Below are 10,773 nucleotides of genomic sequence, written 5' to 3'. Positions count from 1 at the left end.
TCGACGGCTTCTCCATCGGCTCCAACGACCTGACCCAGCTGACCCTGGGCCTGGACCGCGACTCCGGGATCATCGCGCACCTGTTCGATGAGCGGAATCCGGCGGTGAAGAAGCTGCTGGCCAACGCCATCCAGGCGTGCAACAAGGCGGGCAAGTACATCGGGATCTGCGGTCAGGGTCCTTCGGACCACCCGGATCTGGCCAAGTGGCTGATGGAGCAAGGGATCGACAGTGTCTCGCTGAATCCGGATTCGGTGATCGAGACCTGGTTGTTCCTGGCTGAGAACCGCTGACCCATCCCCTTGTAGGAGCGTGGCTTGCCCGCGAAGGACCGCGCAGCGGTCCCAAAATCTCTGTGTTTCCACTATTTTGGGACCGCTGCGCGGTCCTTCGCGGGCAAGCCACGCTCCTACAGGGTTGTGCGGTCCCGTCTTATGTGCGGAACCGCCGCACCAGTTGATCCAGCTCCCCAGACAACACCGCCAGACTCCGCGAATCCTCCCGCGCCGCCTGCGCCAGCCCGGCCACCTGCTGCGCATCCCCATGAATCTGCCCGATATGCCGCTGGATCTCCTCGGCCACCTGGTGCTGCTCCTCGGCCGCCGTGGCGATCTGGGTATTCATGTCGCGGATCACATCCACCGATTCGCGGATCTGCCCGAAGCTGTTCCGCGCCCTGCCGATGCTGTCGACCGACTGCGCCGACACCTCCAGGCTGGCATGCATCTGCCCAGCCACCTGGGCGGTACGACTGGCCAGGTTGCCCAGCAGACCATCGATTTCCGCCGTGGAGTCCGCCGTGCGCTTGGCCAGCGCCCGCACTTCATCGGCCACCACCGCGAACCCGCGCCCCTGCTCCCCCGCCCGGGCCGCCTCGATGGCCGCATTCAAGGCCAGCAGGTTGGTCTGCTCGGCGATCGAGCGGATGGTGCCGAGGATAGACTGAATGTCATTGCTGTCGCGCTCCAGTTGCTGGATCGACTGCGCCGACTGCTCGATCTCCTCGCTCAGGCGATGAACACTCTGCACCGCCGCATCGATCTCCTGCTGGCCATCCCGGGCCTGTTGCTGCCCGCTGTCCGCCGACTGCGCCGCCTGGCTGCAGGAGCGCGCCACCTCGTTGGCGGTGGCGACCATTTCATGGAACGCGGTGGAGACCATGTCCACGGCTTCGCGCTGGCGGTTGGCGGCGTCGGCCATGTCAGCGGAGACCCGAGTGGAGCTGGCAGAGCTGCTCAGGATCTGTGCCGCCGCCGCACCAATGCTCTGGATCAGGCTGCGGATGGCTTCGAGGAACTGGTTGAACCAACTGGCGAGCTGTGCGGTTTCATCCCGGCCGCGGACGCTCAGGCTGCGGGTCAGGTCGCCCTCGCCCTGGGCGATGTTCTCAAGGCCGCTGGAGACGCTGTTGATCGGCCGCACGATCAGCGAGGCGAAGGCCGCGCCCACCGCCGCAAAGATCGCCGCCAGCACCAGGGCAATCGCCGCGATCAGCCAGGTCAGGCGGGTCGTGGCCTGCATCACTTCCGCCGTGGGGATCAGCCCGATAAAGGTCCAGCCCAACCGGGCATCAGGATGGACGTTGGCCATATACGGCTTGCCGTCCAGTATCACTTCCACCAACCCTTCCCCTGCACTCGCCAACTCGGCATAACCGGGACCGAAGCCCTGCAATTGCTTGAAGTTGTGCGCGGGCTCGCGGGGGTCGACCATCACGTTGCCGCTGTTCTCCACCAGCATCAGGTAGCCGCTCTCCCCCAGGGTGATCTGCTTGATGATCGCGGTCAGCCCCTTGAGCGAGACGTCGATATTGATCACCCCGCCCTGGCTGCCCAGGCGGTTGGCTACCGTGCGCACGGTACTGACCAGCACCGTATCGTCACCCGCCCAGTAGTAAGGCGCGGTGCGCAGCGTCCTACCGGGATTGGCCATCGCCAGTTGGTACCACGGCCGCTGCCGTGGGTCGTAGCTGGACAGCACCTGCCCCGGCGGCCAGGTCACATGCCCGCCGTCGGCGACGCCATAGGAAATGTAGGCGTAGTCCGGATGGGACTTGCCCAGGCGGTCAGCCATGTCCATCAGGCGCTGGTCCTGCTCGCCCAGGGGCAACGGCTGGGTGTGGGCCTCCCGGTATTTGTTCAGGTTGTCGCCGGTACCGCTCACCTCGGGCTGGGTCGCCAGCATCTCGACGTTCTGGCTGATGCCCTGGAAGAACAGGTGCATGGCATTGCCCACCTGCTGGATCTCCCGGCTGCTGCTGTCGAGGAAATGCCCACCGGCCTCTTCCCGCAGGTTGAGGATGATCAGGACCGTGACCAGGGCGATGGGCAGCCCGGCGATCACGGCGAACGCGCAAGTCAGTTTGTGCTTGATATTCATCGATGCTCTCTGGATTTTTGTTGTCGGCAGAAATGAAAAAGGCCGCCAGTGTGGGAGCGGCCAGGTCTAGAGCCGGAGCTTTCGACAAAGAGAGGGTGCCCGCTGCCCAGGACAGGCAGCGGGTTGCGGTACTGCGATCAGCCCAGCACGGCGCCGAGCACCTCATCGAGGATGGCGATGCCCTCCTCGACCTGCGCAGCCGAAATGACGCACGGCGGCACCACATGAATGCGGTTTTCGACGATGAAGGGCAGCAGGCCGCGCTCCATCAGTTGCGCCTTGATCTGCTGCATCTTGTCCGCCGCCAGCGGCGCACGGCTGTCCTTGCTGGCGACCAGTTCCAGCGCCCAGAACACCCCGGCACCGCGGACTTCACCGATCGCCGGATGACGCTGCTGCAGTTCGCGCAGGCGCGGACCGAGCTGGTCGTTGCCGATTGCCAGGGCATTCTCGACCACGCCTTCCTTGCGCATCGCGTCGATGGCCGCGACGATCGAGGCCATCGCCAGCGGATGCCCGGAATAGGTCAAGCCGCCGGGGAAGTAGCGGGTGTCGAAGTACGCGCAGATCTGCTCGGAGATGATCACGCCACCGACCGGTACGTACCCTGAGTTGACGCCCTTGGCGAAGGTGATCAGGTCAGGCACCACGCCGTAGTGCTCCAGGGCGAACCACTTGCCGGTACGGCCGAAACCGGACATCACCTCGTCGAGGATCAACAGGATGCCGAACTCGGTGGCCAGTTCGCGTACACCCTGCATGTAGGCAGCGGAGGGCATCAGGATGCCGGCGGTACCGGGCAGGCTCTCCAGGAGGATGGCCGCGATCGAACCGGCGCCTTCGCTCTCGATGACCCGACGCAGATGGCGCAGGGCACGTTCGGTTTCCTCGGCCTCGGTCTGCGCGTTGAACTCGCTGCGGTACAGGTACGGGGTGAAGAAGTGCACGTGACCACGGGCGTACTCGTTGGGCACACGGCGCGGGTCACCGGTGGCGACGATCGCCGAGCCGGTATTGCCGTGGTAGGAACGATACGACGACAGCACCTTGTCACGACCCGTGAACAGCCGGGCCATGCGGATGGCGTTCTCGTTGGCGTCGGCGCCGCCGTTGGTGAAGAAGACCTTTTTGAAACCCGCCGGGGCCTGCTCGATGATGCGCTTGGCCGCTTCGCCACGCATCAGGTTGGCGGTGGCCGGGGCGATGGTGGTCAGGGTCGCGGCCTGTTCCTGGATGGCCGCGATCACCGCCGGGTGCTGGTGCCCCAGGTTGGTGTTGACCAACTGGCTGGAGAAGTCCAGGTAGCGCTTGCCGGCGTAGTCCCAGACCGTGCAGCCCTCCCCGCCGGCGATGACCAGGGGGTTGAGTGCGCCTTGCACCGACCACGAGTGGAACACGTAGTCGCGATCAAGGCCTTTAACGTATTCGTTGCTGATTGCCATGCTGTATCGATCTCTTCGACTGGATCGGATGAAAGTGCGGGCACCAGCGTCAGCGGCGTTTCTCCGTCAGAACAGACGCCGACGCTGTTGCCCGAACAACGGGTACTCCTTAGCTGTTGCTAGGGAATGCGAACTGCGCCGCCTCGTGGCTGGTGCGCTTCGGCCAGCGCTGGGTGATGGCTTTCTTGCGGGTGTAGAAGCGCACGCCGTCCGGGCCGTAGGCGTGCAGGTCGCCGAACAGCGAACGCTTCCAGCCGCCGAAGCTGTGGTAGCTCACCGGTACCGGCAGCGGCACGTTGACGCCGACCATGCCGACTTCGATCTCGTCGCAGAACAGACGGGCCGACTCGCCGTCACGGGTGAAGATGCAGGTGCCGTTGCCGTACTCGTGGTCGTTGATCAGCTGGATCGCCGCTTCGAGGCTGTCGACACGGACGATGCACAGCACCGGGCCGAAGATCTCTTCCTTGTAGATGCGCATTTCCGGGGAGACGCGATCGAACAGGGTACCGCCGACGAAGTAGCCGTTCTCGTTGCCGGCGACCTTGAAGCCACGGCCGTCCACGACCACTTCGGCGCCAGCGGCGACGCCGTCGTCGATATAGCCCAGCACCTTGTCACGGGCAGCGGCAGTGACCAGCGGGCCCATGTCCAGGCCACAGTTGGTACCGGCACCGATCTTCAGGGCCTTGATCTGCGGGACCAGCTTGGCCACCAGCGCATCGGCAACCTGGTCACCGACGCACACTGCGACCGAGATCGCCATGCAGCGCTCGCCGCAGGAACCGTAGGCCGCACCCATCAGGGCGCTGACGGCGTTGTCCAGGTCCGCATCAGGCATCAGCACGGCGTGGTTCTTGGCGCCGCCCAGTGCTTGCACGCGCTTGCCGCGCTTGGTGCCTTCGGCATAGATGTACTCGGCGATCGGGGTCGAACCGACGAAGCTCAGGGCCTTCACTTCCGGTGCTTCGATCAGCGCGTCCACTGCTTCCTTGTCACCGTGCACCACGTTCAGAACGCCTTTCGGCAGGCCGGCTTCGTGCAGCAGTTCGGCGATCAGCAGGGTCGAGCTCGGGTCACGCTCGGAGGGCTTGAGGATGAAGCAGTTGCCGCAGGCGATGGCCAGCGGGTACATCCACAGCGGAACCATGGCCGGGAAGTTGAACGGGGTGATGCCGGCGACCACGCCGATTGGCTGCAGGTCGCTCCAGGCGTCGATGTTCGGGCCGACGTTGCGGCTGTATTCACCCTTGAGGATTTCCGGGGCGGCCGAGGCGAACTCGACGTTCTCGATGCCGCGCTTGAGTTCGCCCACGGCGTCCTCGAGGGTCTTGCCGTGCTCTTCGCTGATCAGTTGGGCGATGCGCTGCTCGTTGGCTTCCAGCAGTTGCTTGAAGCGGAACATCACCTGGGCACGCTTGGCCGGCGGGGTGTTGCGCCAGGCCGGGAAGGCGGCCTGGGCCGAGTCGATGGCCTTCTGCACGGTGGCACGGCTGGCCAGGCCCAGGGTGTGGATGGCCTGGCCGGTGGACGGATTGAACACGTCGGTGGTGCGGGCGGCGTCGGCGACGTACTCGCCATGGATCAGGTGCTTGATGGTGCTCATCGTGGTTCCTCGAGGCTTGCTGGCAAGCGGTTTATATAAGGAAGGGTCACTCAGTTGATGCCGTGCAGGGCTTCGCCCACGGCATCGAACAGGCGATCCAGTTCCTGGGGTTGGGTGTTGAAGGTGGGGCCGAACTGCAAGGTGTCGCCGCCGAAGCGGACGTAGAAGCCGGCCTTCCACAGGGCCATGCCAGCCTCGAACGGACGGATGATCGCGTCGCCGTCGCGCGGGGCGATCTGCAGGGCACCGGCAAGGCCGCAGTTGCGGATATCGACCACGTGTTTCGCGCCCTTCAGGCCATGAAGGGCTTTCTCGAAATACGGTGCCAGTTCGGCGGAGTGCCGGACCAGGTTGTCCCTCTCCAGCAGTTCGAAGGTGGCGAGCGCGGCGGCGCAGGCCACCGGATGGGCGGAATAGGTGTAGCCGTGGGCGAACTCGACGGCGTATTCGGGCGCCGCCTGGTACATGAAGGTGTCGTAGATCTCACGGCTGGCGATCACCGCGCCCATGGGGATGGCGCCGTTGGTGATCTGCTTGGCCACGTTCATCAGGTCCGGGGTCACGCCGAAGTACTCGGCGCCGGTCATGCAGCCCAGGCGGCCGAAGGCGGTGATCACTTCGTCGAAGATCAGCAGGATGTCGTGCTGGTCGCAGATCTCCCGCAGCCGTTGCAGGTAGCCCTGAGGGGGCACCAGTACGCCTGCCGAGCCGGACATGGGTTCGACGATGACCGCAGCGATGGTCGAGGCGTCGTGCAGTTCGATCAGTTTCAGCAGTTCGTCGGCCAGGGCCACGCCGCCGGTTTCAGCGGCGCCCTTGGTGAAGGCCAGCCCGGGTTGCAGGGTGTGCGGCAGGTGATCGACATCCATCAGTTGCCCGAACATCTTGCGGTTGCCACCGATACCGCCGAGGGACGTGCCGGCCACGTTCACCCCGTGGTAGCCACGGGCCCGGCCGATCAGCCGGGTCTTCTGCGGCTGGCCTTTCAGGCGCCAGTAGGCGCGGGCCATCTTGATCGAGGTGTCGGCGCATTCCGAGCCGGAACCGGTGAAGAACACATGATTGAGGTCGCCCGGGGTCAGACTGGCGATCTTCTCCGACAGCTTGAACGACAGTGGATGGCCATACTGGAAGGCTGGGGAGTAATCCAGGGTGGTGAGCTGGCGGGCCACGGCGTCGGCGATTTCCGGGCGCGAATGGCCGGCACCGCAGGTCCACAGGCCGGACAGGCTGTCGAAGACCTCGCGGCCCTGCTCGTCGAACAGCCAGTTGCCCTGGGCACCGACGATGAAGCGCGGGTCCTTGTGGAAATTGCGGTTCGACGAAAACGGCATCCAGTGGGAGTCCAGCTGGAGTCCGCTGGCCAAGGAAATTGTTGTGTTCAAGGCCTGGTTCATGACGGTTGCCCTAGGGTGGGTAGATAGCACCTAGCTTGAATCCAGAACTCATGTCAGTTAAATCTGTATTTTCTTTCACTCGGTTATTGGATTACTCACCCATGACAAAGAAAACACCGCTGCACCAGGTCAGCGATTTCGATCTCCGGTTGCTGCGGGTGTTCAAGACCGTGGCCGAATGCGGCAGTTTTTCCGGGGCCGAGAGCGTGCTGGGGATCACCCGCTCGGCCATCAGCCTGCACATGGGCGACCTGGAAAAGCGCCTGGGCATGCGCCTGTGCCAGCGCGGCCGGGCCGGTTTCGCCCTGACCGACCAGGGCCGCGAGGTGCTGCGGGCCAGCGAGACCGTGCTGGTGGCGATCGAGGGCTTTCGCAGCGAAGTGAACCAGATGCACCAGCAACTGCGCGGCGACCTCAACGTGGCCATCGTCAACAACCTGGTGACCCAGCCGAAAATGCGCATCACCCACGCCCTCAAGGCGGTGCGCGCCGAGGGCAGCGGCGTGCGGATCAACCTGAGCATGAGCACGCCGGGGGAGATCGAGCGCGGGCTGATCGACGGGCGCCTGCACGTCGGCGCGGTGCCGCTGATCACGCCCCTGTCCGGCCTGGACTACAGCCTGCTGTACGAGGAGCGCTCGTACCTGTACTGCAGCCACGAGCATCCGTTGTTCGCCCAGGCGGCGAGCGTGACCGACGCGCAGCTGGCCGCGGCCGATGCGGTGATTCCCGCGTACCGCATGACTGCCGAGGCCATCGGCCTGCACCAGTTGCTCAGCTTCGCGGCCTCGGCGACCGACCGCGAGGGCATCGCTTTCCTGATCCTCACAGGTTCGTACATCGGCTTCCTGCCGGACCATTACGCCGCGACCTGGGTCGAGAAAGGGCAGATGGTCGCCCTGGACCCGCAGCGCCTGCATTTCGACTCGAAGATCGCCATCGCGCTGCGCAAGGGACGGCGGCAGAACCTGATTCTCGAGCGGTTTCTCAGTGAGCTGGAACTGACTGACAGCCCTGCCTGAAACCACTGCGGTCCTTGTGGGAGCTGGCTTGCCAGCGATAGGGCCCTAATTCACAACTTCATTGCCCAGGCCGGCCTCATCGCTGGCAAGCCAGCTCCCACAGGGGCCCCGTGTCGCCCTCTCCTCTCAACGCCCTCATTCACCGATCACGGTGAGCGAGGGCGTTTTTGCTTCCAAAAATTCTTTCAGCCGTGTTGACAGCCCGAACAGATTCGAAATAACTTGAATGCATCGCTGCACACAACGCAGCACTCAAACAAGAACACAGCTCTGCTTCTCACTTGCTCGTCTGTCTACAAGAACAACTCACCAGAGAGACTCAACATGGCACGGTTCCTTTCTCGCAAACTCGGCGGCAGCGTTGCCTGCCTCACTGCGGCACTGACGCTGCTGATCCAAGCCCCGGCCCAGGCCGATACCCAGACCTGGCAGAACGTGCAGAAGACCGGCGTACTGCGTTGCGGCGCGGCCATCGCCGCCCCCTACGTGATGCGTGACCCGGCCAGCGGGCAGTACAGCGGCTTCTTCGTCGACCTGTGCCGCGACTTCGCCGAGAACGTGCTGAAGGTCAAGGCCGAGTTCGTCGACACCAGCTGGGACAACCAGGTCGCCGGTATCCAGAGCGGCAAGTGGGACATGGCCATGGCCCTCAACAGCACCCCGGAGCGGGCCAAGGCCGTGGCCTTCTCGGTGCCTGCCGTCGACTACCAGATCTCCCTGCTGGTCAACGGCAAGAACCCCAAGTTCGCCAGCGCCGGCACCGACCTCGCCGACTTCGACAAGCCCGGCGTGACCATCGCCGTGATCTCCGGCACCGCCGCCGACAAGGCGGTCTCCGGCGCCATCAAGCAAGCGAAGCTGATGCGCCTGCCCGGCTCCGATGAAACCCGCATGGCCCTGATGTCCAAGCGCGCCGACATCCTTGCCGACGCCAACGACACCAACCACCTGTTTGCCATGGCCAACAGCTGGGTCAAGGAAGTCCTGCCGGTGCCGGCCCTGGCCAAGCAGGGCGTGTCCTTTGCCCTGTCGCGGGAAACCCCTGCCGCCGACCTTGCCCAGCTTGACGACTACCTCACCGGGCGCCGCGCCTCGGGCGAGATCGACCAACTGGTGGACAAGGCTTCCGCCGAGATCCTCGCGGGCCAGAAAGCCCAGTAACTTCCGCCGACCTACCGGGGGCCGCCAGCCGGGCGCGCCCTCGCGGAGACAACTGCAATGACCACTCCTCATTTGGTGGCTGCCCAGCCACAGGCTTCGTTCACCCCGGATTCGGGCCAGGGCGGCAACTTCATCCGCCTGCAGAACGTGCGCAAGGCCTACTCGGAACAGCTGGTGGTGATGGACGGGATGAACCTGGACATGCGCGCCGACGACCGCCTGGTGATCATCGGCCCGTCCGGCAGCGGCAAGAGTTCGCTGCTGCGGGTGCTGATGGGCCTGGAAGGCATCCAGGGCGGCAGCATCCAGTTCCAGGGCAAGCCGTACATCGATGGCCAGCGCAAGCAGGGCAAGCCACTGGACGAAGTCCTGCACAAGCAGATCGGCATGGTGTTCCAGCACTACACCCTGTTCCCGCATCTCTCGGTGCTGGGCAACCTCATCCTGGCACCGGTGAAGGTCCACGGCCTGAGCAAGGCCGACGCCACCGAGAAGGCCCGCGCCTACCTGGCCCGCCTGGGCCTGGAAAGCAAGCTGCACGCCTACCCCAGCCAGCTGTCCGGCGGCCAGAAGCAGCGCGTGGCGATTGCCCGTGCACTGATGCTCGAACCGCGACTGATGCTCTTCGATGAAGTGACCTCGGCCCTCGACCCGGAAATGGTCATCGAGGTGCAGAACGTGATGATGCAGCTGGCCGACCAGAAGATGGCAATGATCATCGTCACCCACGACATGCACTTCGCCCGCCACATCGCCACCCGCGTGGTGTTCTGCGCCAACGGCAAAGTGGTCGAGCAAGGCCATCCCGATCAGATCTTCACCCAGCCTCGGGAAGCCCGCACACGCGAGTTCCTCGAAAAGGTCGTGCAGTTCGACTGAGGGCAATGCCATGAACTATCAATTCGACTTTCACTTCCTCAACGGCAGCCTGCCGGCCCTGCTCGATGGCCTCAAGGTGACGCTGGAGCTGGCTCTGGTCTCGAACCTGATCGGCCTGACCTGCGGCTTCCTGCTGTGCCTGATGACCCTGAGCCGCTGGTTCTTCATCCGCTGGCCGGCGCAGCTGTTCATCGAGTTCTTCCGCTGCACCCCGGCGCTGCTGCAGATCGTCTGGTTCTTCTATTGCGTGCCGATGCTCTTCGACGTGTTCATCGACCCGATCGCCATGGGCTTCCTCGCCCTGGGCCTGAACCTGACCGCGTTCAACGCCGAGGCCTACCGCGCCGGCGTGCAGGCGGTACCAAGGGAACACCTGGATGCGTGCATCGCCCTGGGCCTGCGCTCCTGGCAACGGACCGTCTACGTGATCCTGCCGCAGTCGCTGCGCAGTGCCCTGCCGGTGTTGATCACCAATGGCATCGGCACCCTGCAGCAGAGCGCACTGGTGGCGATCGTCGCCGTCGCCGACCTGATGTACGTGGGCAAGAGCCTGGCCACCGAGGCCTACCGTCCGCTGGAAACCTACACCCTGATCGCCCTCGTCTACTTCGCCCTGTCGCTGCCCGTAGCGCAATTGGTGCAGTGGTTCGAACGGCGCCAGGAACTGGCCGGCCAGCGCTGAGGAGAGATAACCATGCCACTCGATTTCTCGGTTGTTCTGCAGTACTGGCCGGTCCTGCTCAAGGGCCTCGGCCTGACCCAATGTCATCAACTTTGGAAATTATCCATAAATATCATATAATTAGCGCTCAAATCAGTGCATGGGAGAAGCCCTTTTGACTACCTATACCGCATCGCTTGACACCGCCAGCCAAACCCTGGCTTGA

The 10,773-nt window shown here is 64.3% G+C and carries 9 protein-coding genes; 5 read left to right on the top strand and 4 right to left on the bottom strand.

The window, feature by feature from the left end:
* Positions 1–293 (top strand): putative PEP-binding protein (locus tag PSEMO_RS25585; protein ID WP_305955607.1); only part of this gene is annotated, 293 nt, incomplete at its 5' end.
* Between the two features lie 139 nt (positions 294–432).
* On the opposite strand, the gene PSEMO_RS25580 is transcribed toward PSEMO_RS25585, so the two are convergent.
* From PSEMO_RS25580 to PSEMO_RS25565, 4 genes are all read right to left on the bottom strand, one after another.
* Positions 433–2,379, bottom strand: a complete 1,947-nt coding sequence (locus tag PSEMO_RS25580; protein ID WP_075805750.1) for a methyl-accepting chemotaxis protein — start codon at positions 2,377–2,379, stop codon at positions 433–435.
* A gap of 137 nt (positions 2,380–2,516) precedes the next feature.
* Positions 2,517–3,821 (bottom strand): aspartate aminotransferase family protein, encoded by a 1,305-nt coding sequence (locus PSEMO_RS25575; RefSeq protein WP_075805749.1) that lies wholly within the window; start codon positions 3,819–3,821, stop codon positions 2,517–2,519.
* A gap of 109 nt (positions 3,822–3,930) precedes the next feature.
* A complete protein-coding gene (locus tag PSEMO_RS25570) occupies positions 3,931–5,427 on the bottom strand; it encodes a CoA-acylating methylmalonate-semialdehyde dehydrogenase (RefSeq protein WP_075805748.1) in 1,497 nt (498 codons plus the stop codon).
* A 50-nt stretch (positions 5,428–5,477) separates the two neighbouring features.
* Positions 5,478–6,824: an aspartate aminotransferase family protein gene (locus tag PSEMO_RS25565; protein WP_075805747.1), complete on the bottom strand. Its 1,347-nt coding sequence runs from the start codon at positions 6,822–6,824 to the stop codon at positions 5,478–5,480.
* Between the two features lie 101 nt (positions 6,825–6,925).
* Between PSEMO_RS25565 and PSEMO_RS25560 the strand changes: the two genes are divergently transcribed.
* The 4 genes from PSEMO_RS25560 to PSEMO_RS25545 all read left to right on the top strand — a co-directional run bounded on the left by PSEMO_RS25560 (position 6,926) and on the right by PSEMO_RS25545 (position 10,568).
* Positions 6,926–7,846, top strand: a complete 921-nt coding sequence (locus PSEMO_RS25560; protein ID WP_075805746.1) for a LysR family transcriptional regulator — start codon at positions 6,926–6,928, stop codon at positions 7,844–7,846.
* Positions 7,847–8,170: 324 nt separating this feature from the next.
* On the top strand, positions 8,171–9,007 hold the full coding sequence (locus PSEMO_RS25555) for a transporter substrate-binding domain-containing protein (RefSeq protein WP_075805745.1): 837 nt from the start codon (positions 8,171–8,173) through the stop codon (positions 9,005–9,007).
* A gap of 57 nt (positions 9,008–9,064) precedes the next feature.
* Positions 9,065–9,886: an amino acid ABC transporter ATP-binding protein gene (locus tag PSEMO_RS25550; protein ID WP_075805744.1), complete on the top strand. Its 822-nt coding sequence runs from the start codon at positions 9,065–9,067 to the stop codon at positions 9,884–9,886.
* 10 nt (positions 9,887–9,896) lie between these two features.
* Entirely contained in the window at positions 9,897–10,568 is a 672-nt protein-coding gene (locus tag PSEMO_RS25545) for an amino acid ABC transporter permease (protein ID WP_075805743.1), read from the top strand.
* Positions 10,569–10,773: the final 205 nt, after the last annotated feature.

The organism is Pseudomonas putida (genome assembly GCF_001941965.1).
GTDB lineage: Bacteria > Pseudomonadota > Gammaproteobacteria > Pseudomonadales > Pseudomonadaceae > Aquipseudomonas > Aquipseudomonas putida_L.
The sequence above is the reverse complement of the archived record's forward strand: the minus strand, read 5'-3'. Positions and strand labels throughout refer to the sequence as shown.

Bases quoted from the DNA above. Each gene is read 5' to 3' on its own strand.
- PSEMO_RS25555 (WP_075805745.1), top strand. From the start codon at position 8,171: ATGGCACGGTTCCTTTCTCGCAAACTCGGCGGCAGCGTTGCCTGCCTC.
- PSEMO_RS25575 (WP_075805749.1), bottom strand. From the start codon at position 3,821: ATGGCAATCAGCAACGAATACGTTAAAGGCCTTGATCGCGACTACGTG.
- PSEMO_RS25545 (WP_075805743.1), top strand. From the start codon at position 9,897: ATGAACTATCAATTCGACTTTCACTTCCTCAACGGCAGCCTGCCGGCC.
- PSEMO_RS25580 (WP_075805750.1), bottom strand. From the start codon at position 2,379: ATGAATATCAAGCACAAACTGACTTGCGCGTTCGCCGTGATCGCCGGG.
- PSEMO_RS25565 (WP_075805747.1), bottom strand. From the start codon at position 6,824: ATGAACCAGGCCTTGAACACAACAATTTCCTTGGCCAGCGGACTCCAG.
- PSEMO_RS25570 (WP_075805748.1), bottom strand. From the start codon at position 5,427: ATGAGCACCATCAAGCACCTGATCCATGGCGAGTACGTCGCCGACGCC.
- PSEMO_RS25560 (WP_075805746.1), top strand. From the start codon at position 6,926: ATGACAAAGAAAACACCGCTGCACCAGGTCAGCGATTTCGATCTCCGG.
- PSEMO_RS25550 (WP_075805744.1), top strand. From the start codon at position 9,065: ATGACCACTCCTCATTTGGTGGCTGCCCAGCCACAGGCTTCGTTCACC.